Source organism: Proteiniclasticum sp. C24MP (assembly GCF_043951855.1).
GTDB lineage: Bacteria > Bacillota > Clostridia > Clostridiales > Clostridiaceae > Proteiniclasticum.
In genome coordinates this window covers 39,195-61,556 of sequence record NZ_JBINJW010000015.1, presented here as the reverse complement: position 1 = coordinate 61,556, position 22,362 = coordinate 39,195, and the positions used below count along the sequence as shown (strand labels likewise).

Below are 22,362 nucleotides of genomic sequence, written 5' to 3'. Positions count from 1 at the left end.
GATAATCAATAGAGAAATCCAAAAGCTCTTATGGAAGGAGAGATGAAGAATGAAAGACAGGTACATTTATCCGGCTATACTGAAATTTGGGGATGACAATATTTTAGTTGAGTTTCCTGATCTAGAAGGTTGTATTACATTTGGAGAAAGTGAAGAAGAAGCATTATTCAACGCAAAAGAAGTTCTAGAAGGGTACTTATATGTATTGGAGAGAGATGTCTTAGAGATTCCTCCAGCATCAAAACTTAAAGATATTGGATTGCGTGGTGGAGATGCTATGATCATGGTTGATGTATGGATGCCATTAGTAAGGGATCAGGAAGCAAACAGATCAGTAAAAAAGACTCTTACAATCCCCAAATGGTTGAACGATATTGCAGAACAGAACAAGATTAATTTTTTCCGCTTACTCCAGGTATCACTGAAAGAACAGTTGGGATTGAATAAGTAAATGCTATATAATGAATCAAGGTTATCTAGCTTTATAGATAGCCTTTTTATTGCATTACAAGGGTTTTTGCGTTTTATAGAATTGTTTTAACGTGCAATTACCAGGTAAAAGAAAAGCTGATGAAATGATTTTGCCGCGTAGAGAGCACAACTTATGATATCATTACATATGTAAGGAGTGTTGAAAATGTATAAAATCAAAGTTCTTAAAACTGTTACTCTTAATAATGGGAAAAAGTCTTTTTGTACACTAGAAGATAGTTATAAAGGTATTGATGAGGCTGTAGAAGGTTTGCTGGAATTTGATACATCAAAAATTGAGAAGAACGTTTCATCTATAGAATTTATTCCAATAAGTTATGAGGATGAAGAAGAGGATTTGGAGATCGAAATTGAATTGAACTCTGTTATATGTTCTAAGTTTAAAGATGAATGGTTTGTGTCAGAGTATTCATTTTCGCTGGACTTATTTAAACAGGATGAAGAACCAGAAATACTTGCATATGGGACAGAAGCGGATATTGCTAACTACTTATGGGATAATTACGAAGCCTTGTTTAGCCCATTAAGTGAAGATATAGATCCTAAAGAAATTAGGGAAAGGATTACTGCTAATGGCAATGAACTAGAAGAGCTATTAGAAGAAATAAGCACTTCAAATTACATTCTTAAATTAACTGATAGATGAATAAAGTTGATATAATGTAAAATAGGGCTAATAAATTATGATTAGATAGATTTAGGCGGTATTATGACAAAATATACATATGAATTAAAAAGCCCTTAGAATTGATTTTAGCGCCATTTACGATGATTAATTTATATTAAGCAATTAATGAGATAAATAGAATTTAAGCCTAGCAGAATAATAGAAACCCTTAGAAAGCATTAAGCCTTCTAGGGGTTTTTCACATTAAAAAAACCTGATATTTCTATCAGATTTAAATGATGATTTCATATTCACTTGAAACAATTCTGAAAACTGTTTGTTCGGTTTTTTGTTCGGTTTCAGAGATTTTAAATCTTGTATTCCATTGAATTTCAATGGATATGGAAATATTAATGGTACCCTCAGCGGGAATCGAACCCACAACTAGCCCTTAGGAGGGGCTTGTTATATCCATTTAACTATGAAGGCTTGAACAATAGTTATTGTAATATATTCAGGGGTTGAAGTCAATGAGAGCAAAATGCGCAATGAAGGAAATTAATATTCAGATGAGCTAAGAGGACAGCGATTCTGCTGTCCTCTTAAAAGTATCTACTCTTCATATTCCAGTGCTTTGATGACTTCTCTCATTTCCTCAGTTATGGGGAAAATGGGTGAATTATCATCTGAGGTATCCTGATTCTCCACAATCAGGACGGCAGCATCTTCACTAAGCGTATGGGTATGCCAAACACCTTTTTTTACATTGTAACCCTTGTGCATTTCCATGGGTACTTTAATGATCTCACCAGGCAGATCCCCCGTACCGGCGGAATACAGATTGCAGCTGCCGCTGATCAGCACGAAGACTTCATCAGTTTCAAGATGCTTCTGCATGTTTTCGATCTTCTCGGGGATGAGATCATCACAGAATCGCAGTACTGCTACTCTCCAGGATTCGAAATCGATGATGGGTTTATAGCAGGAATCAGGAAAAGCGACCTTTTCAATATGCTCATTCATGTTGTAACTCCTCATATAATATATTTTATCTCTTGGTGATCGATGGTATAAGAATCGGATTATTCCAGTGCTCAGTCCTCTATCTTCTTGATGGTGAGACTGTATTTTTTCAAGACCTCAGGGCTGATCTCCTTTTCCACCTCAATGATCTGATAAAGGATTTCGGAACCTTCCGTTTTGTAGTCCAGAAGTCTTCCGCTGACAGCAGTTCTGAAATCCGTATAGGAAAAGAAATGTTCGCCGCCTGAGACTCTGTATTTCACCGGTTTGCTTAAAGCGATAAAACCTGATTCAGGTGGAGTCTCTCCATGGACCGGAAGGAGCACCTTTTTCTCTATCAGTTTCTCCAGGTTTCCGCTCAGAAGAGCGTCAATGAGATAATGCGCCTGACCTTTTGTAAGGCCTTCAATGGGATGGTTCAGCCTATAGCTGCCATATTGCTTCAGAAGATCCGAAATCTTAAGTCTCTGCAGTTTTGTGCTATTCTCATTTTTCCAGCTGTTCATGAACACACTCCCCGGGCAGCCTATCATTTTTATACATCCGATCTATTCAGCAGGTTTCAATGGCACAGCGGGACAATCAGGAAAAGCTCCATTGCAGGTGCCCTTGCAGATTTTTCCCTTTTCCCATTCAACATACTACTTGGCTGGCTCACAGTAGGATTTTCACTAAGTATTTCCTATATCAATTATTATACATAATTTATCTGTAAGAATCACATCAGTTTTGAATAATTCAGATACTATCTATTGCCTGAAATACTGAAGGAAAAGCGTTGTTGTACAATATATTACCATTGAAAGTATGGCGGTTGTTCTCCTAAATCAGTATATAGGTGTCAGCTTCATAGAGTTCGAAGGTCTCCTCCTTCAGGTAGTGTTCCAGTGCATCGATGGCTTTTACGGGAAGCTTCTCATGATTTCTTCCATACTTCTCCGGTACGCCCTGATTGGTGACGTAGCATGCCCTATATACCTTGTCTGGTTCGAGTTTCTTCTCCCCTACATAGATTTCCTGAATTCTCTGTCCATAGGGGTTCTCCACTTTGAAATAGACTCGGATGCCCAGGGCTCTTTTGACATAGCCGCCCATCTGATCCAGTGGGGACCTGGAATAGGTCTTTTCCAGATTCTCTTCGATCATTTCCTGAAGCTCCTTTCCGGTGAGCTCACAGGTGGAAACCGGAGGATTCACCGGGATGATCTGATGAAGCTCTCTTCTTGTCACAGGTCCAACATCTACCGGAGCACCATAGCGCCATCCGTTGGAAAAGGCCATCTCAGCACCGGTCTCTTTCAGAAGGGAGGACAGGAGAAGATTGTCCATGGAGCACTCGAGGCTCGTTCCTCTGTGCAGAACCACGCGGGTCTTTCCGACTTCTTCATCCAGAAACTTCCTGTGTGAAGCCATGATTGTCTCGATACGCTGCTTTGTCTCTTCATGTTCGGACACATCTTCGGAGACATCCAGGAGCCTGTGCTTCACATCAGTGATTCCGCCATCCTCGCCGAGGGTCAGGTCCAGTCTGCCCAGGAAAGAGCCATGGGAGCCGGACTGGATCAGTAGCGCATCGTTCACCCTTACGACTTCATGGACTCTGTTATGGGTATGGCCGCTGATGAGAACATCCACTCCTTCTATTCTTGTGAGAAGCTCCATATCCTGAGGAAAACCAAGATGAGATAGGACCACCACAAGCTCCGCACCTTTTTCCTTCACCTCTTCAATATACCCTGGAAGTTCTTCCAGTCCATTGGTGAAATAGAGTCCTTCGCTGAAGTGCTTCGGCATGGTCTTGTCGATGATGTTGCAGGCGATGCCGATGACAGCAACCTTGATGCCAGAAACCTCCTGGATCATGTAGGGCTTCATATACAGCGCGTCTGTTTCCTTATGATAGACATTGATGGCAAGTATAGGATAATCCAGTTCCTTTTCACGCTCTTTCAGTACATCCGGTCCATAGGCAATATCCCAGTGGAAGGTCATGGCATCCAGAGCCAGATCATTCAGCAGGGGAACCAGATCAGCGCCTTTCGAATGCACGGCTTCGTAGGTTCCGTGAAAGGTGTCTCCGTTATCAAGAAACAGAATTTCTCCCGTTTCCTTTCGGATGGTATCCACCATGGTTCTGATTCTGGGGAGTCCTCCGGCTTTTGCCAGCCTGATTCCGCTTTCGTCGTAATAGACTTCGTTATGAAGATCCAGATAACCATGGAGGTCATTCATCTGCAGTATCGTGAGCCTTTTCATCGATTCCATTCACTCCTTCAAAGTTTTTTGATTATCCTCATTATAGGAGACAATTATAGACTCTCTGGAACCAATCTTTTAATAAGCTGTGGCAAAACAAAGAACTCAGCAGATCTGCTGAGTTCTGAAATGACGATGATTCTGTTTTCTGCACTAATCTGGCAGATTCGCCGCTTTATTTCGAGTGATGTAGATCATGATGACACCGAAAATGATGGAAGCCACTGAAATCAGCTGAGCCTGTCTCATACCCAGGAACATGAGGCTGTCTGTTCGCATGCCTTCGATGAAGAATCTTCCGATGGAGTAAAGGATGAGATAAGCGTAGAGCACAATACCGTGATCATGCTTTCTCTTCTTTCCTAAGAGGATCATCAGTGCGATGAAGCACAGGACGTTCCAGACGGATTCATAAAGGAAAGTGGGATGATAGTAAGTGCCTTGTATGAGCATACCTTCCTGAATGAAGGCTGGGAATCTCGAGATGAACTCCTCTGAAACAGGTCCGCCGTGGGCTTCCTGGTTCATGAAGTTTCCCCATCGTCCGATGGCCTGGGCAAGAATCATGGCTGGCGCTGCCGCATCGACCATATCCAGAATCTCTGTGAGAGACTTCTTCTTCACCTTCTTGTAGATGAAGATCCCAAGAGCTGCACCAAGGATTCCACCGTGGATGGCAAGGCCGCCACTTCTGAAATCCAGCATCTCCATGAACGTGTCATACTGGTCCAGTTCAAAGATCACATAGTACACGCGGGCACCGACCAAGGCAAGAGGGAAGGCGTAGAGGAAGGCGTCTGTCACATCATCAAAACTGACCACACCTCTGCTTCTTTTACTGTTATAGTAGAGAACGACAAATCCCACCAGTACACCGATGGTGATGATGACACCGTACCACATGACGGGAATGCCGAATAGTTGAAATGCAATTGGATCCATATTTATACCTCGCTGATTTTTTCTATCATTATATCATATACTCTTTTATAATAACCTTAAGTTCTGCTGAAAGCCTGACTGCAAGGCTTTGAGGGGATTAAAAGTTGTGAAATAATCAGTTTGTCATATATTAAGGTTTAAATTTGATATAATAGAGACACAAGACAGAAATAAAGTACCTGGGGAGGAATGAAATATGAGAAAAAACATGCTGAGAATTCTGGCAATCCTGATGGCGCTATCTTTACTGGTGGCATGCGGAAATCAGACAGAGGGAGATCTGGAAGCACTGAAGGGTGATATAACGAAGCTTGAAGATAAGATCATGACGCTGGAAGCGGACAACGCGGAGCTTATGGAAGAGAACGAAGCGCTGAAAGCGGAAATAGAAACACTGAAATCAGGAGAAACACCTGAAGAACCCGTTGAAGAAAATCCGATGGAAGAAGAGGAAGAGGAGCTGCCGATCTTTGGGGCAGAAGAAGACGGAACCATGATTCAGGCTTCCACCATTGTCGTGAAGACAGACGAGCCGCTGATCAACAAAATGAACATGATGGGTCTGGAGCTGGGTGAGGCGGTCTTTGAGGGACTGACCATGGAAGCGGTTGAAATCAAGGAAGAAGACGGCAAAGACATCCTTTATGTGGATCTGAAAGAGGGATCCGGTGAAGTGGGTGCACCAAGCTGGGTATATGATTACTTCCAGGGGTCCACCGGTGGTCTCGTTACGGAAACAGCGCTTACGGAAACATTCCTGCAGAGAGAGTACGGCGGTGTCTGGATTGACGGTGTTCATTTCACACTGGACGGAGAGACCATAGAGTATGACCATGTGCCAAACCTCAGAGAGACGATCTTAAGATAATAAGGATAATGTAAAAGAATCACTGCAAGCTGAAATCATAAGCCTGCAGTGATTCTTTTGTTTTCCCTATTTCCTGACGGAAGCCCGGATCCTGTTCCGGATGAAGAAAAAGGATGCGGGAATCATGGAGATGATGAAAATGATGATCATCAGATAGAAGAAGCGACCATCAAGAAAATCCATGTTGCCCATGAAGTATCCGATCATCACGTAGAGGGAAGTCCAGAAGGCATTTCCCATGAACATGAAGAGGGAAATGTCCAGGAAGTTGACATTCGTGAAACCCGCGGTAAAAGGCGTTAGCGTACGTGCGATGGGGATGAATCTTGAAATGAGAAAAGCCCTTCGTCCCTTATTAGAGAAAAAGTCATGAACCTTTTCAAAGTTCTCCTTATTGATGAATTTGAATAGGGACCTGTCCTCATATTTGCTTCTGTGATACTTTTTTCCCAGAATCTGTCCGATCTTGAAATTCAGCATATCCCCAAGCACTGTGGCCAGAAAAAAGCCCAGAAGCAGTGCCACGATATTCAGGTCTCCTGTAGCACCGAAGGCACCGGCACCGACCAGAAGCGAATCTCCGGGAAGGATGGCCAGAATCACCGCACCGGTTTCCAGAAATATGATGAAAAAGAGGATGGCGTAAGCCCCTATGCCGAAAAATTCGATGAGGTCCACGATATGACCATCCAGATTCATGAAAAAATCAATAATCTCTCCAATGTCCATAAAAATCTCCTAAAACTGTTCTTGATACCATTGTACGAAAAAAAGGTGCTCTGTTGGTGGACTTTTCTTTAAAATATTCTGTCATTTTCTTGAAGTCTTTCTGCTGGTGTTTCCGGAAGCCCCAGAATACTGCATGAAATGAATTGTGAAATGAATATAAAGAACAGTTAGAACCCTTTGAGGGGTTACAAAAGAGCGGTTTATTTGTTATTCTATAATCAGATGAATAAAAAGGTTTACATTGCATAAACGGTATATCAATAAATAACACTTGATATTAATACATAATTATTCATAAATATAATTGATTGGAAAGTGGAGTTCGTTGTAACTCCACATTCTTGACGATTATGCTGTGTAAATTCTGCATGAAGGAGGAATAATCAGATGGAAAAAATTAAAGTTGTCCAGTGGGGGTTAGGAAACATGGGTAGAGGTATGGTAGAGATGCTTCTCACCAAAGAAGGGGTGGAAGTGGTAGGGGCCATCGAAAAACGAGTGACGGAATCAGTGGATCTGGGCACTTTCCTTGGAAAAGAGACCATGGGTGTTCCGGTATACAGTGATGCGGAAAGGCTGCTGGATGAAGTGAAGCCGGATCTGTGCATTCTTGCAATCAATTCCTTCGTGAAGGGCGTGGTGGAGGAAATCCGTCTTCTCACAAAGAAGAAGGTCCATGTCATCACCATAGCGGAAGAAATGGCCTATCCTTATGTGACGGAGCCTGCGCTTTCAGAGGAAATCCATAAAATGGCTCAGGAAAACGGCGTCACGGTCATGGGAACAGGTGTGAATCCTGGCTTTGTACTGGATACGCTGATCATACAGCTTTCCCTTGGCGTAAGACGTGTGGATCATATCTTTGCCAGAAGAGTCAATGACCTGTCGCCTTTCGGACTCACTGTCATGGAAGAGCAGGGTGTGGGACTGTCAAAAGAGGCCTTCGAAAAAGGTGTGGCTGATGGCAGCATCTACGGGCATGTGGGCTTCATGCAGTCCATTCCGATGATCGCAAAGTCTCTGGGGCTGACCTATGACGAGATCAGGCAGACAAGAGAGCCTATCATGACCAGTGTCCGCAGAGAAACCAGGGATGTGGTGGTGGAAGCGGGCATGGTCTGCGGATGCAACCACACCGCAGTGGCACTGAAAGACGGGAAACCTGTGATCACCCTGGAACATCCCCAGCAGGTGAGACCGGACATGGAGGATATCGATACGGGAGATTACATCGAAATCCACGGAGATCCGGATCTTTCCATGGCCATCAGACCGGAAGTGCCTGGCGGCATCGGAACCATAGCAGCGGCAGTCAACGTGATTCCTCATGTGCTGAATGCGGACCCTGGACTCATCACCATGACGGATATTCCAGTGACCCATGCCATCATGGATGATTTCAGAAACCATCTGAAGTAGAAAGAAGGATAAAGATATGAAGATAGGAAAAGAAACATGGGTGGAGATCCATGATACGATACTGAAACCCGAAGAGAGGACAGGAAATCTTCCTGAAGAGACCAGGAAAGTGCCTCTGGAAATGAGGCTCAAAGGGTTTCTTCTTGAGGAAGAAGCGGAGCTTGGGGAAAGAGTGAAGATCAGAACCGTGACCGGAAGGATTGTGGAAGGAACACTGATCAAAGAGAATCCTGTCTATGAACATGGATACGGGGAGACTTTCATACCGGAGCTTCTGACCATCGGGCAGGATCTGCGTGCCATGCTGGAGGTGGACCATGAGTAGAGACAAAAGCTATGCTGCGGTGATGGCAAGAAAGAATGAGATTATGAAGAAGGCGCTGGGTGTGGATTATGAGGAGTATGAACTCTCCGACATCGCCTTTGATTATGACACCATGATGGAAGATGTGGATCTCACCATGGAGGACATCAGAAGAATCCAGAGGGAAGTGTCTGTGGGCGATACACCCCTGGTGGAGCTGCGAAATCTAACAGCCCTTGCAAGAAAATTCTCGGAGCCCGGCAAAGGAGCGCGGATCTTCATCAAGGATGAGGCCGGCAATCCTTCCGGAAGCTTCAAGGACAGAAGAGCCTCCCTTTCCGTGTACAAGGCCAAGGAGCTGGGATACAAGGGCGTTGTTACTGCCACATCGGGTAACTATGGAGCGGCGGTGGCCTCCCAGGCTGCAAAGCTGGGGCTGAAGTGCATCGTGGTGCAGGAATGCTATGACAGTGAAGGGATCGGTCAGCCGGAGATTCTGGAGAAGAGAAGAAAATGCGAAGCACTGGGTGCGGAAGTGATTTCACTCACCGTGGGACCGGAGCTGTTCTACACGTTCTTAAGCATTCTGGAGGAGACAGGCTATTTCAATGCCTCCCTTTATTCCTCCTTCGGTATTCGCGGCGTGGAGAGCCTGGGTTATGAGATTGCGGAAGAAGTGAAGGAGAAATACGGTAAATTCCCGGAAGCGGTGCTTGTTACCCATGCAGGAGGCGGAAACCTCACTGGAACAGCAAGGGGGCTGAGACAGGCCGGAGCGGAAGAGACGAGAGTCATCGGCGTCAGTGTGGATCTCAAGGGCCTTCATATGGCTTCGGATGTGGACTTCAATAAAAAGTCCTTCACCACCGGCCATACAGGATTCGGGATTCCCTTTGCCACCTTCCCGGACAGAAGCGATGTGCCCAGAAGCGCCGCAAGGCCGCTGAGATACATGGATGAATATTATCTGGTGAAGCAGGGAGAGGTATTCTACATGACAGAAGCTCTGGCGCAGCTCGAAGGACTGGAAAGAGGTCCAGCAGGAAACACTTCCCTCACCGCGGCTTTCGCCATGGCGAGAGACATGAAGGATACGGATATTCTTGTGGTGCAGGAGACGGAATATACAGGTGCCGGAAAGCATCCTCTGGCGCAGCTTTCCTTTGCAAGGGAAAGAGGCGTGAAGGTCTTCTTCGGAAACTCCGATGAAGAGATTCCAGGAAAGAACATCATTCTTCCAGAGCGTCCGGAAGACATCAGGTTAAGATCAGTGGATCTTGAAAACCTGAAACGGTCACTCCTTAAGAATATCGTGGCAGACAAAAAGATTGAAAGAGTCACGGAGCTTGACCTCTTCTATCTGATGGAAGAAGTCAGGGCATCCTATGACTTTGTGAAGCTGGAGCTTCAGCTTCTTGGTGTAAATGTGGTTCTATAAGACAAATGAGAGAGTAGGGGTAAATAGATATGGCAGAAAAAAGAAAAGACGACTTTAATGCAAGACGAGCGCATCTGGCGCAGCTCAGCGAGGAAGAGCTTAAGAGGAGATTCTTCTCTCTGGCGGAGGAAATCGTGGAACCGCTCATTGAACTTTCAAAGAAAAGCACATCTCCTTCTGTGGAAAGATCCGTGCTGCTACGGATGGGATTCTCAAGCCTGGAGGCTCAGGACATCGTGAATCATGTGCTGGACCTGGGACTTATGGGCAAAGGTGCAGGAAACATCGTGGTGAAGACAGCGGAAAAACTGAAGGAAGATTATCTTAAGGTCGGTCATGAAATGGCTGAAGGAAAACATCTGGATATTGCGCAGAATATCTTCAAGGGGGGGAAATAATGAAGCTTCAGAAGAACGAAAAACTGAATGTGGAAGAGGTCCTGAAGGATCTGGAAAGCTACATCCCCAAAAGGCGCGGATGGCACTGGAGAGAGCCGGTGAAGGATCTTACCATGGGACAGTTCACCTACAAGGAGATGAGCAGGCCGCTTACCCAGAGTGAAAGCCTGCCCTCCGCCAAGTACTTTGAAAACATCGATCCTCAGCCAAAGGCTGTCATCACAACTGAAATCGCATCGGGCAGGTTCGAGGACGACATCAGAAGAATGAGGATGGCCGCCTGGCATGGTGCTGACCATATCATGGTCATCAGAACTGCAGGTCAGAGCCATTATGACGGACTCATCGAAGGAACGCCTCAAGGCATAGGCGGCATTCCCATCACCAGAAAACAGGTGAGAGCCCAGAGAAAGGCACTGGATCTCATAGAAGAGGAAGTGGGCAGAGAAATCAACTATCACTCCTATGTGTCAGGTGTGGCTGGTCCTGAGATTGCCGTGATGTTTGCGGAAGAAGGCGTCAATGGAGCCCATCAGGATCCGCAGTACAACGTGCTCTACAGAAACATCAATATGGTCCGGTCCTTTGTGGATGCGGGCTATGCGAAAAAAGTCATGGCTTTTGCACAAATGGCGCAGATCGACGGAGCCCATAATGCCAATGCCACAGCCAGAGAAGCCTATAAGGTTCTGCCTGAGCTCATGGTGCAGCATGCGCTAAACTCCGTATTCTCCGTGAAGGTGGGCATGGAAAAGGAAAACATATGCCTCAGTACGGTACCGCCTACCGCGCCGCCGGCGCCTTCCATGACCCTGGATCTTCCCTATGCGGTGGCACTGAGGGAATTCTTCGATGAATATCGTATCCGTGCCCAGCAGAACACGAAATATATGGAATCCGACACCAGAGAAGCCACGGTGACCCACGTCCTGAATCTTCTCATATCGGAGCTTACAGGGGCAGATATCCAGTCCACCATCACACCGGATGAGGGTCGTAATGTGCCATGGAACTACAACAATATCGCAGCGCTGGCCACAGCCAAGCAGGCCTTCCAGGGCATGGACGGACTCATGGAAATGATCGAGCTGAAGAAAGACGGCTTCCTTCGAGACAAGACAAGAGAAATCAAGGAAAGAGCAGTGCTCTTCCTGGAAGAGATTCTGGAAGCGGGCGGATATTTCAATGCCGTGGAAAAAGGATTCTTTGTGGATTCAGGCTACTATCCTGAAAGAAACGGAGACGGGATCGTGAGAAAGATCGACGGAGGCCTTGCGGCGGATACGGTCTTTGAAAAGGATGAGGACTATTTTGCACCTGTTACCGGATTCTTCGGATACAACAATGTGGAGGAGAAGTACGAAAGTCCTTCCGATGCCATAGGTGGAGATACACTGGAGCATAGGGAAAAGATCGTCTATATCGATGAACTGGACCCGGAAGACAATGTGAACAGAAGACTGGAAGAAACCAGAAAGTATTTCACAAGAGAGCATATCCGGCCTGAAGTGGAATGGGCAGGAGATGGCGTCATTCTTCAGACCATGATGCTTCCGGTGGATGAAATGACCGCAGAAGCCGCGGCGGTTGAAATCGGCAGAAAGATGGGGCTTCTGGATGTGGAAGTGGTGCATAAGGAAGTGCTTCAGGAAGCGGAAGGGACCTTAGTTGAAATCAAGGGAAGAGTAGCCTTTTCACTGGATGCCAAGGACCTTGTGATTCCTGAAAAACCCGAAGTGTTCTCAGATGAGGAAATCAGAGCAGACATCGAAAAGCATCCCATGAAGATTGTTGCAGGAACCCTTGGGAATGACGAGCATTCCGTGGGACTGAGAGAAATCATCGACATCAAGCATGGCGGAATTGAAAAATACGGTATCGAATCCATCTATCTGGGCACCTCCGTGCCTGTGGAGAAGCTGGTGGATGCGGCCATAGAGTCTGATGCCGATGCCATTTTAGCCAGCACCATCATAAGCCACGACAACATACACTACAAGAACCTGAAGAAGCTCTGTGATACGGCCGTTGAAAAGGGTGTGAGAGACAAGCTCATCATCCTCGGTGGCGGAACACAGATCATCAGTGATCTGGCATTGGATACGGGACTGGATATGGGATTTGGACGAGGAACCAAGGGATCTCATGTAGCTACGTTCCTGGTGAAAAAGAGAAGAGAACTTAGAGGCGAGGAGTAATCTCCCTTCTGGAGGAATCGAAAGATGAAAATAGATGTATTGGTTGCAGAAATCGGCAGCACCACCACAGTGGTCAATGCCTTTCATAATCTGGAGAGCGAGAATCCTGTCTTTCTCGGTCAGGGTCAGGGGGTCACTTCGGTGGAAGAAGGTGATGTGACCCTGGGCCTTCAGGAGGCCATGGAAGATCTTCGAATGAAGCTTGCCTTAGAGGAAATCACCTATGACCGTTTTCTGGCCACCTCCAGTGCGGCAGGTGGTCTACGGATGACCGTTCACGGGCTGGTCCATGACATGACTGTGAAGGCTTCCAGGGAGGCTGCTCTTGGCGCGGGCGCCATCATAAGGCTTGTGACATCCGGCAGACTGAAAAAATCCGACCTCAGGAAAATCATGGAAATCAATCCCAACATCATCATGATCGCCGGCGGCCTGGACCATGGAGAAAGAGACACCGCTCTTTACAATGCGGAGAAGATTCTGGAGATGGGTCTCACCGTCCCTGTGATCTATGCCGGGAACATAGACAATCGGGATGACATCGAAGAAATCTTTGATGGGTATCAGGGTAAGCTTTATGTGACGGACAATGTGTATCCCCAGGTGGATGTGCTTCAGGTGGAGCCTGCAAGAAAAATCATCCAGGAAGTGTTTGAAGAGAACATCATCCATGCCAAAGGCATGGAAAAAGTCCATGAACTGGTCAATGGAAGGATTCTTCCTACACCTGGTGCTGTCATGGAAAGCGCCAAGGTGCTGAAGGAGGTCCTGGGAGATCTCATGATCATCGATGTGGGCGGTGCCACCACAGATGTCCACTCGGTGACCCGAGGCTCAGAAGAGATCAGTCGGATTCTCCTTTCTCCGGAGCCTGAAGCGAAAAGAACGGTGGAAGGGGACCTGGGGGTTTATGTGAACAGGAAGAATCTCATTCTGCGGATCGGAGAAGAGAAGATCTGTCAGGAGCTGAAGATTCCAGGCATTGATCTTCATGGGCTGAAGCCCATACCGGAAACGTCTCTTGAGAAGGAAATCATAAAAAGACTGACCAGGGAAGCGGTGTTTGCTTCCGTGGAGAGACATGCAGGTACCGTGAGAAATCTCTACGGGGAATCTTCCGGAAGAAAGACGGTGGCGGAAGGGAAAGACCTGACGGAAGTGAAATACATCATCGGTACAGGAGGAGCCCTCACAAGGCTGGAGAATATGGATGAGATTCTATCCGACATCCATCTGCAGGGCAGAGGGCAGAAGCTGTATCCGAAAAAGGAAGCAGAGGTGCTGCTGGATACGGACTATCTGCTGGCTTCTCTAGGGGTTCTTTCCCTTCAGTATAAGGAAGCGGCGCTGAAGCTGATGCTGAAAAGTCTGAGAATAGAGGGAAAAGGAGGTGGAGCTGATGTATCCGTGCATTGAAATCAATCTGGAAAAACTGGAAGATAATTCAAGAAAAGTAAACGGACTGCTGAAACCGCTGGGAATCAGTGTCATGGCCGTGACCAAGGGATTCACGGCAGAAACGAGGATCGCCAAAGCGATTCTTGATGGGGGAGCAGACTATATCGCAGATGCCAGAATCAAGAATCTCATCAAGCTGAAGGATCTCCCCAAAGAGAAGGTGCTTTTAAGGCTGCCCATGCAGAGTGAAATCCATGATGTGGTGAAGTACTGCGACTACAGCCTGAATTCAGAGCTTGATACCCTGAAGCTCATTGGAAAGGAAGCCACTTCGCTGGGAATTGAGCACAAAGTCATCATCATGGTGGACCTGGGGGATTACCGGGAAGGAATCCGGTATCACAGAGTGGAGCAGTTTGTGAAGGAAGCGGTGCAGATTGAAGGTGTAGCCATCAGAGGATTCGGGGTGAATCTCACCTGTTTCGGAGGTGTCATTCCGGAGCAGACCACGCTTCAGAGGCTGGTGGAGATTTCAGAAACCATGCGGGTGAAGTACGATCTTCAGATTGATATTGTCTCCGGAGGAAGCTCTTCCAGTATCTACCTCATCAATGAGGAGAATGGAATTCCCAGGGGCATCAACAATCTGAGACTGGGAGAAGTGATTCTTCTCGGGAAGGAAACGGCCTTTGGAGAGCGTTTTGACGGACTGCATGAAGATGCGTTCATTTTAAAAGCGCAGATCATTGAACTGAAAGACAAACCTTCCGTTCCTCATGGAAGAATCGGAAGAGATGCCTTCGGGAACATTCCGCATCATAAAGACCGTGGCATCATAAGGCGTGCCATTCTGGCTCTGGGGAAGCAGGATGTGGATCCATCGGGAATCATTCCGGTGAATCCGAATCTCAGTATTCTGGGCGCAAGCTCCGATCACCTCATCGTGGATCTGTCTAAGGACAAGGAAGCCTATCAGGTGGGGGATATCATCGTCTTCTATGTGAAATACGGGGGTCTTCTCAATGCCATGACTTCTCCCTATGTGGAGAAGGTCTATATTGAGAAAGAAGACCGCTGAAAAAGGTGAATTTCCATGATTGAGATACATCTGATCTCGAATTGGCCATGAGAGGTGGAAAATCTCTAATGTCAATGTAGAAAATATATTTCAAACAATTCAGTATTGTGTAAATGATTACAAGTTTTAATTTCGAGATTTTTTTGTTGACCGGAACTTTTCTGCCAATTTAGAAATGGTTCATTTTTATGCTGTAAAATAAGGTTTACCAATATTTTGTTAGATGACATAATGAAAGTACTGTAACGAAACAATACATATTAAAAGGAGCGATTACATTGTCAAGAATTTTTAATTTTTCTGCTGGTCCATCCATGCTGCCTGAAAGTGTACTGGAAAGAGCCGCTGCCGAGATGCTTGATTATCAGGGTTCAGGAATGTCCGTCATGGAAATGAGCCATAGAAGCAAGGTATATGACGGCATCATCAAAAACACGGAGAAGAAGCTGAGACAGATCATGTCCATTCCGGACAACTACAAGGTATTGTTCCTTCAGGGAGGAGCTACACTGCAGTTCTCCATGATTCCAATGAACCTTCTGGTGAAAAACGGAAAGGCGGATTATATCGTATCAGGAAGTTTCTCAGGAAAGGCGTACAAGGAAGCGAAGAAGTACGGCGAAATCAATCTTGCTGCCACAAGCAAGGAAGACAACTTCAGTCACATTCCAACCCAGGAAGAACTGAACCTTTCCAAGGATGCGGATTATCTGCACATCTGTGAAAACAACACGATTTTCGGAACCACATATAATTATCTGCCGGAAACTGACGGAGTACCCGTTGTTTCAGATATGTCCTCCTGCATTCTGTCAAAACCTGTGGATGTGTCAAAATATGGCCTGATTTACGCAGGGGCACAGAAGAACATGGGACCTGCTGGTCTTACAGTTGTCATCATCCGTGAGGATCTGGTAGGAGAGCCACAGGAAAAGACACCGGTTCTCATGAGATATGATGAACTGGTGAAAGCGGAATCCATGTACAATACACCACCAACCTATGCCATCTATATCCTGGGGCTGGTCCTTGACTGGGTAGACTCCATGGGTGGTCTTTCCGGCATGAAGGAGCACAATGAAAAGAAAGCTGCTCTGCTGTATGACTTCCTGGATGGAAGCAAGCTCTTCAAGACCAATGTGGTGAAGGAAAACAGATCCATGATGAATGTGACGTTCTTTACAGGAAACGAGGAACTGGATGCGAAGTTCGTGAAGGAAACCGCTGCCAAGGGATTCTCCAACCTCAAGGGTCACAGATCCGTCGGTGGTATGAGAGCATCCATCTACAATGCGATGCCTATGGAAGGTGTGGAAGCACTGGTGAAATTCATGATGGAATTCGAAGCTGTCAATTCATAGAAATCTGTTATACAAGGGGGAGATCATATGATCAGAATATTAACCGCTGACGGAATGGAAAAAGGTGCCATCAGTACATTAGAAGACTTAGGCTATGAAGTCGTCAATGAGCACTACGAACTTCCGGAGCTGAATGAGAAAATCAAGGAATTTGATGTGATTGTTGTAAGATCTGCAACAAAGATCAGAGAACCGCTTATAGATGAAGCACTGAAGACAGGACGACTGAAGCTCATCATCAGAGGTGGCGTCGGTGTGGACAACATCGATGTGAAATATGCCGAAGAAAAAGGCATAGCCGTCAGAAATACACCCAATGCATCCAGTGCATCCGTGGCAGAGCTTGCTATAGGGCACCTCTTCACCATCTCCAGACACATGCACAGTGCCAATGTGACCATGAGAAAAGGAGAATGGAACAAGAAGAAGTACAGTGGAATCGAGCTTTCAGGAAAGACTCTGGGACTCATCGGATTCGGAAGAATCGCAAGAGAAGTGGCTATCAGAGCCAACGCCCTGGGTATGAAAGTCATCTACACCAACAGAAGCGGGCACAAGCCTGAAAATGAACCCAACCGATATGTGACACTGGAAGAGCTTTATAAGGAAGCGGATTTCATTTCTCTTCATATGCCCAAGCTTGCGGACAAGCCACATCTCATCGGCAAGGAAGAGATCGAGAAGATGAAAGACGGCGTATATCTGGTCAATACAGCCAGAGGTGGACTCATCGATGAGGACGCTCTTTGCGATGCGCTGGACAGCGGGAAGGTATCTGCGGCTGCCATAGACGTATTCAAGGAAGAGCCTACAAAGAATGAGAGAATCTACACCCATGACAGGATTTCACTGACACCGCACATCGGCGCTTCCACAAAAGAAGCTCAGCTGAGAATCGGTGAAGAAATCGTGTCCATCATCAAAGCGTTTTTCGCGTAGCATAAAGGAGTAATAGCATGGCAATAATCAGACCTTTTCAGGCAGTGAGGCCCCACGAAGATCTTGCGGATCGGGTTGCTGCACTACCTTATGATGTAATGAATTCAGAAGAAGCAAGAGAAATGGTCAAGGACAATCCACATAGCTTTCTCCATGTGGACAAGGCGGAGATTGATCTGGATCCATCCATAGATCATTACGACCAGAGAGTCTATGAGAAGGCGCGTGAAACCCTCATGAGGTTCATCGAAGAAGGCACGCTGGTACGCGAAGAGAAGAAAGGTCTCTACATCTACACCCTGGTGATGGATGGGCATCCTCAGACCGGTCTTGTTTCACTGGCATCCATCGATGACTATCAGAACAATGTGGTGAAAAAGCATGAGTTCACAAGAGCGGAAAAGGAAGCGGACAGAATCCGTCACGTGGATGTGACGAATTTCCATACGGGTCCTATTTTCCTGACTTATGTATATAAGGAAGAGATCACAAAGATCATTGAAGACTACAAGAAGAACCATGACCCCATTTACGACTTCGTGGCGGAAGACGGTGTAAAACATACGGCATGGGTGATCCTGGAAGATGAGATCATCGAAGCGCTTGTTGAAAAATTCAGCGGCGTGGAGTCCCTCTATATCGCAGACGGTCATCACAGAGCGGCTTCTGCAGTAAGAGTGGGCATGATGAGAAGAGAACATAATCCGGACTATACGGGAGAAGAGGAGTTCAACTACTTCCTTTCCGTGATCTTCCCAAGCAACGAGCTGAGAATCATGGACTATAATCGTGTAGTGAAGGATCTGAACGGCTGCACCAGTGAGGAGTTCATGAAGACCATCGAAAAGAACTTCACAGTGACTCCTTACGAAGGGGAAGGTCCATACAGACCAGAAGAGAAGCATACCTTCGGTATGTATCTGGACAAGAAGTGGTATAAGCTCACAGCGAAGGAGCATATCGTATTCGATGAAGATCCGCTGAAGAGACTGGACTGCAAGATTCTGCAGGACCATCTGCTGAAGCCGGTTCTGGGAATCGAAGACCCAAGAGTGGATAAGAGAATCGACTTCGTCGGTGGTATAAGAGGCCTGGAAGAGCTGGAGAGAAGAGTGGCGAAGGATATGAAGGTGGCATTCTCCATGTATCCCACAACCATCATGGATCTGGTTTCCATCTCCGATGCGGGCATGGTCATGCCTCCGAAATCCACCTGGTTTGAACCGAAGCTGAGAAGCGGACTGTTCCTCCATGATCTGGACTAGAGAAAGAATATAGTGATAGAAGACTGCCTGAGCGCGCATCCTTATAGAGGATATGCCAGGCAGTCTTCTTCTTCAGGCTTCAACTGCGACAACTGTTTTTCTATGCAAGGGAGAGCATTATGGTTTATAATGTGTAGAGTATCAGATGGAGGACGAATAGATGAAAAATAAAGCTGTGATTCTGGGTTCGAATTATTATATAGGATTGTCAATCATCAGATGTCTTGGAAAAGAGGGCATTCATACGGTGGCCTTGGATTATGCCAGGGAGAATACCTATGGAGCGGATTCGAGATATCTCAAGGAACAGATTATCGTTCCTCATTACAAGAAGAATGAACAGGAACTGCTTCAATTCATGGTGGATTATGCGAAGAAAGAGAAAGAGAAACCTGTGCTTTTCCCCAGTGGAGACCCTTATGTGGAATTCATCGACAGAAATTTCGATGCACTGAAAGAAGGGTATCTTTTCCCCATGGATGTCAAAGGGAAATGGACGGACATCATGATGAAGGATACGCTGGAAAAGCTGGCAGTGAAATACGGTATGCCCATTCCGGAAAGTGTGGAGCTGAACGATCCGGCTATTTTTGAAAAAGTGGAAAGAAGCATCGGTTATCCATGTATCTTAAAGCCTACGGAATCCACCATGTTTGTGGCGAAGTTCCGTGTGAAGAACTTCATTCTGCATAGCAGCGAAGAACTGGAGAAGTACAGAGATACCATAAGAGAAAGCGGACTCGATGGGGTCATTCAGAGAATCATTCCAGGGTTTGATGATCATATGTACACCTACGATGCCTATCTTGACAGGGATTCTGAAGTAACCCACTGGATGACCTGTCAGAAGCATAGGCAGTTTCCCATCAATTTCGGCGCATCCGTTTATACAGAGCAGAGACTGGTTCCGGAGCTTCATGAGATGAGCAGAGAATTCTACAGGAATATCGGATACAAGGGTTTCGGAGAAATAGAGTACAAGAAGGATGAGAAGACCGGAAAATACTACCTCATCGAGATCAATACCAGAACCACGAATCTCAACAGCCTTCTTGAAAAAGCAGGCGTGAATTTTCCTCTCCTGGCTTATAAGGAAATGACCGGAGAGAAGATCGAGAAGGAAAAGAGGACCTATGATACCGGAATCCATTTCAGATATCTTTACGAGGATCTCCTGGCCATCAGAGAGTATGTCCGTGCCGGGCAGCTTACAAAGGGCCAGATCATGAAGTCTCTCTTCAGGCGCAAAGCCCCAGCAATCTGGAGTTTCACCGATCCGAAACCCGCCTTCGGTTTTCTGAAGATGGTCTATGGAAAGGTAAGGAAAAGATCTGGCCGGTCCTGAAGAAAGATTGAAAAAAGTAGGATAAATAATCCTTCATTTAGTGTTGACTTCAGGAAGGTTTTCCTTTAAAATTAACTGTGTTGCTCGTAGATTCAGTTTTACGAGCAGCCTATATGGAGAGGTGGCCGAGTGGTCGAAGGCGCACGCCTGGAAAGTGTGTATCGGGGAAACTCGATCATGGGTTCAAATCCCATCCTCTCCGCCATTACCGTGCTAGACGGGGAGTTAGCGGTGCCCTGTAACCTGCAATCCGCTATAGCAGGGTGTAATCCCTAACCGAGGCTTGAACTTTCAGGGTCTGACCCTTAAAAGTGACGTTGATAAGTGGGTCCCACGCAACGGAAGTCTATGAACCTCGTCAGGACCGGAAGGTAGCAGCGATAAATAGAATTTTTCGTGTGCCGTGGCAAACCTATTTTGAGTTTACTGTTCGGGTAACGCTTGAACGTTTACTGAACGGAGTTAGGTGCACGGTTTTAATTGAATAAGAAGCAATCCTCTGCCTGGTGTCAGGCAGAGGATTTTTTGACTTTTCATATATCATTCCACAGGTGCGGCAATCCCTCTGAGCTCATATCTGCAGAGCTTTTCGATCTTATACAGGTAATCGCTGATGCTTTCCAGTGTGGAGAGCATTTCCAGATAGACCAGAGAAGCATCCAGTGAGCACTCCTCGTTCTCCAGACGATGGACATGATTGATGCTGTAACTCTCCAGTTTGAGATCAGTGGATGCGTGCAGCTCTTCCATTGCAGTGAAATCCGCTTCCCGGTAGCTGCTGAGATTGGAGCAGGTCTTTTCATACATCTCATCCAGAAGCGCACTGATCTCTTTCATCTCATCCAGTGCATCCTGGGTGAAGAACATCTCGTTTTCATATCGCTCTTTCTGAAGGTCCATGAGATGATTTGTGTGATTGGCCATGCGCTCCAGATATTTTGCTCCTTTTATGATGCCAGGCAGCATAATGGACTGAGTTTCGCTGAGATTTCTCTTGGAAAGCGCAATCATGTAGTTGGTCAGGTCCTTCTGCAGGAGAACGACGTTTTTCTCCATGGATCCGACTTCTTTCAGGGCATCCAGATTATTCTCGAGAATGGAGGAAAATGTATTCGCGGCCATGGTCCTGCTGTAGGAGGTTGTCCTTCTGAGCTCTCTGAGAGAAGCTCCGAGGGCAGCCACGGGAGTATCCAGAAGCAGCTTGTCCAGATAGCTTACCTGAACCTTTTCCTTTGACTTCTTCTCTTTAATGATGGTCAGAAGAAGCTTCACGAAGTAGTCGTTGAGAGGAAGGAAGATCAGTGCCACTACGATGTTGAAGATGGTGTGAGAATTGGCAATCTGCAGCTGAATGTTGGTGCTTCCCTGAACAGTCAACGTGAAGTATTCGATGAAGCGTACAAAAAGGTGCAGGAACGGCAGCGCAATGACCACACCGATGACATTATGAAGGGCATGTCCCCAGGCGGTTCGCTTTGCATTGATATTTCCGTTGATGGATGCGATGAGCGCTGTGACGGAGGTTCCGATGTTATCGCCCAGCATGAGGATCACAGCCGTGGTAAGAGAAATGAGTCCGGCGTTTCCAAGAAGTATTACAATGCCCACGGTGGCGGAGCTGCTGTGTACGAGGGCTGTAGTGATTGTCCCGATGAGAATTCCAAGAATGACATTGGATGCATAATGGGAGAAGAAGTACTGAATGGATTCATTCTGCTGCATATAGGGAATCCCTTCATTGAGTATCTTGAGTCCCAGAAGAAGAAAACCGACACCCATGACGGAGTGGCCGGCGTTGATGATTTTAGAACCTTTTCCGATGATTTTCATGATGAAACCTGCAGCGACAATGGGCAGGGACAGCTGAATCAGGTTGAAGCTGAAGCTGAAGGCCATGAACTGTGCAGTGACGGTGGTTCCGATGTTCGCTCCGTATATGATGCCGATGGCCTGGGAGAGTTTCATGATTCCGGAGTTGACAAAGCCTACACTGAGAACGGAGATGGCAGTGGAGCTCTGCACAACCGCAGTGAGAAAGATTCCAGCCAGAAAAGCCTTCCAGAGCTTTCCGGTGAATCTCTCCAGAATCCTTTTCATCATATTTCCGGACATTCTTTCAAGCCCCTCTCCCATCATGTCTACTCCGTACATGAGAAGGGCTGTTCCGCCTACGATACCGAAAATGAATTGAATCATATAGCATCATCCTTTGATAAATCCAGGTGAATAAATTAACAGGTTTATCTACTATCAACATAACACTAACTATCAGAATATTCAATGAAGTTAAGTTTTAACAAAT

Annotated in this window: 20 protein-coding genes, 2 tRNA genes and 1 other RNA gene; 16 read left to right on the top strand and 7 right to left on the bottom strand. The window is 46.2% G+C overall.

Annotated elements, in window-relative coordinates; genetic code table 11:
• The first annotated feature begins 49 nt into the window (after window positions 1–49).
• Both ACHAL6_RS10770 and ACHAL6_RS10765 read left to right on the top strand, forming a co-directional pair.
• On the top strand, window positions 50–451 hold the full coding sequence (locus ACHAL6_RS10770; protein WP_395270673.1) for a type II toxin-antitoxin system HicB family antitoxin: 402 nt from the start codon (window positions 50–52) through the stop codon (window positions 449–451).
• A 186-nt stretch (window positions 452–637) separates the two neighbouring features.
• Window positions 638–1,138, top strand: a complete 501-nt coding sequence (locus ACHAL6_RS10765) for a hypothetical protein (protein WP_395270672.1) — start codon at window positions 638–640, stop codon at window positions 1,136–1,138.
• Between the two features lie 375 nt (window positions 1,139–1,513).
• Here ACHAL6_RS10765 and ACHAL6_RS10760 read toward each other — a convergent pair.
• The 5 genes from ACHAL6_RS10760 to lgt all read right to left on the bottom strand — a co-directional run bounded on the left by ACHAL6_RS10760 (window position 1,514) and on the right by lgt (window position 5,320).
• Window positions 1,514–1,588 (bottom strand) — tRNA-Arg (locus ACHAL6_RS10760).
• Window positions 1,589–1,711: 123 nt separating this feature from the next.
• Entirely contained in the window at window positions 1,712–2,122 is a 411-nt protein-coding gene (locus ACHAL6_RS10755) for a hypothetical protein (protein WP_395270671.1), read from the bottom strand.
• A gap of 71 nt (window positions 2,123–2,193) precedes the next feature.
• Window positions 2,194–2,628 carry a hypothetical protein gene (locus ACHAL6_RS10750; RefSeq protein ID WP_395270670.1) on the bottom strand — a complete coding sequence of 145 codons (435 nt, stop codon included), beginning with the start codon at window positions 2,626–2,628 and terminating at the stop codon, window positions 2,194–2,196.
• Window positions 2,629–2,944: 316 nt separating this feature from the next.
• Complete coding sequence (locus ACHAL6_RS10745; protein ID WP_395270669.1) at window positions 2,945–4,387, bottom strand: bifunctional metallophosphatase/5'-nucleotidase; 1,443 nt, start codon at window positions 4,385–4,387, stop codon at window positions 2,945–2,947.
• A 144-nt stretch (window positions 4,388–4,531) separates the two neighbouring features.
• Window positions 4,532–5,320 carry a prolipoprotein diacylglyceryl transferase gene (gene lgt / locus ACHAL6_RS10740; RefSeq protein WP_395270668.1) on the bottom strand — a complete coding sequence of 263 codons (789 nt, stop codon included), beginning with the start codon at window positions 5,318–5,320 and terminating at the stop codon, window positions 4,532–4,534.
• A gap of 196 nt (window positions 5,321–5,516) precedes the next feature.
• Here lgt and ACHAL6_RS10735 point away from each other — a divergent pair, with 196 nt between their 5' ends.
• Window positions 5,517–6,188 carry a hypothetical protein gene (locus ACHAL6_RS10735; protein WP_395270667.1) on the top strand — a complete coding sequence of 224 codons (672 nt, stop codon included), beginning with the start codon at window positions 5,517–5,519 and terminating at the stop codon, window positions 6,186–6,188.
• Between the two features lie 66 nt (window positions 6,189–6,254).
• Here ACHAL6_RS10735 and ACHAL6_RS10730 read toward each other — a convergent pair whose 3' ends face one another.
• Complete coding sequence (locus ACHAL6_RS10730; RefSeq protein ID WP_395270666.1) at window positions 6,255–6,917, bottom strand: VTT domain-containing protein; 663 nt, start codon at window positions 6,915–6,917, stop codon at window positions 6,255–6,257.
• A gap of 387 nt (window positions 6,918–7,304) precedes the next feature.
• Between ACHAL6_RS10730 and ord the strand changes: the two genes are divergently transcribed.
• The 13 genes from ord (at window position 7,305) to ffs (ending at window position 20,534) form a co-directional block, all read left to right on the top strand.
• Window positions 7,305–8,336: a 2,4-diaminopentanoate dehydrogenase gene (ord, locus tag ACHAL6_RS10725; RefSeq protein WP_395270665.1), complete on the top strand. Its 1,032-nt coding sequence runs from the start codon at window positions 7,305–7,307 to the stop codon at window positions 8,334–8,336.
• A gap of 16 nt (window positions 8,337–8,352) precedes the next feature.
• Window positions 8,353–8,661 carry a 2-amino-4-oxopentanoate thiolase subunit OrtA gene (gene ortA / locus ACHAL6_RS10720; protein WP_395270664.1) on the top strand — a complete coding sequence of 103 codons (309 nt, stop codon included), beginning with the start codon at window positions 8,353–8,355 and terminating at the stop codon, window positions 8,659–8,661.
• Complete coding sequence (ortB, locus tag ACHAL6_RS10715; protein ID WP_395270663.1) at window positions 8,654–10,078, top strand: 2-amino-4-oxopentanoate thiolase subunit OrtB; 1,425 nt, start codon at window positions 8,654–8,656, stop codon at window positions 10,076–10,078. The genes ortA and ortB overlap by 8 nt, the downstream gene beginning before the upstream one ends.
• Before the next feature lie 29 nt (window positions 10,079–10,107).
• A complete protein-coding gene (locus ACHAL6_RS10710) occupies window positions 10,108–10,476 on the top strand; it encodes an ornithine aminomutase subunit alpha (RefSeq protein WP_395270662.1) in 369 nt (122 codons plus the stop codon).
• A complete protein-coding gene (oraE, locus tag ACHAL6_RS10705) occupies window positions 10,476–12,674 on the top strand; it encodes a D-ornithine 4,5-aminomutase subunit OraE (RefSeq protein WP_395270661.1) in 2,199 nt (732 codons plus the stop codon). Before ACHAL6_RS10710 ends, oraE begins: the two co-directional genes overlap by 1 nt.
• A gap of 24 nt (window positions 12,675–12,698) precedes the next feature.
• Window positions 12,699–14,090: a GlmL-related ornithine degradation protein gene (locus tag ACHAL6_RS10700; protein ID WP_395270660.1), complete on the top strand. Its 1,392-nt coding sequence runs from the start codon at window positions 12,699–12,701 to the stop codon at window positions 14,088–14,090.
• Window positions 14,074–15,150, top strand: coding sequence for an alanine racemase (locus ACHAL6_RS10695; RefSeq protein ID WP_395270659.1), 1,077 nt, complete (start codon window positions 14,074–14,076; stop codon window positions 15,148–15,150). Before ACHAL6_RS10700 ends, ACHAL6_RS10695 begins: the two co-directional genes overlap by 17 nt.
• 278 nt (window positions 15,151–15,428) lie before the next feature.
• The gene (gene serC / locus ACHAL6_RS10690; protein ID WP_395270658.1) at window positions 15,429–16,511 is read left to right on the top strand and encodes a 3-phosphoserine/phosphohydroxythreonine transaminase; all 1,083 of its coding nucleotides are present in this window, start codon (window positions 15,429–15,431) and stop codon (window positions 16,509–16,511) included.
• Window positions 16,512–16,538: 27 nt separating this feature from the next.
• Window positions 16,539–17,450 (top strand): D-2-hydroxyacid dehydrogenase, encoded by a 912-nt coding sequence (locus tag ACHAL6_RS10685; RefSeq protein WP_395270657.1) that lies wholly within the window; start codon window positions 16,539–16,541, stop codon window positions 17,448–17,450.
• A 17-nt stretch (window positions 17,451–17,467) separates the two neighbouring features.
• The gene (locus ACHAL6_RS10680; RefSeq protein ID WP_395270656.1) at window positions 17,468–18,715 is read left to right on the top strand and encodes a DUF1015 domain-containing protein; all 1,248 of its coding nucleotides are present in this window, start codon (window positions 17,468–17,470) and stop codon (window positions 18,713–18,715) included.
• Window positions 18,716–18,875: 160 nt separating this feature from the next.
• Entirely contained in the window at window positions 18,876–20,060 is a 1,185-nt protein-coding gene (locus ACHAL6_RS10675) for a carboxylate--amine ligase (protein WP_395270655.1), read from the top strand.
• A 115-nt stretch (window positions 20,061–20,175) separates the two neighbouring features.
• Window positions 20,176–20,265 (top strand) — tRNA-Ser (locus ACHAL6_RS10670).
• A gap of 3 nt (window positions 20,266–20,268) precedes the next feature.
• An RNA gene (gene ffs, locus ACHAL6_RS10665) (signal recognition particle sRNA large type) lies at window positions 20,269–20,534 on the top strand.
• Between the two features lie 66 nt (window positions 20,535–20,600).
• Here ffs and ACHAL6_RS10660 read toward each other — a convergent pair.
• Window positions 20,601–22,256, bottom strand: a complete 1,656-nt coding sequence (locus ACHAL6_RS10660; protein ID WP_395270654.1) for a Na/Pi cotransporter family protein — start codon at window positions 22,254–22,256, stop codon at window positions 20,601–20,603.
• Window positions 22,257–22,362 lie beyond the last annotated feature (106 nt).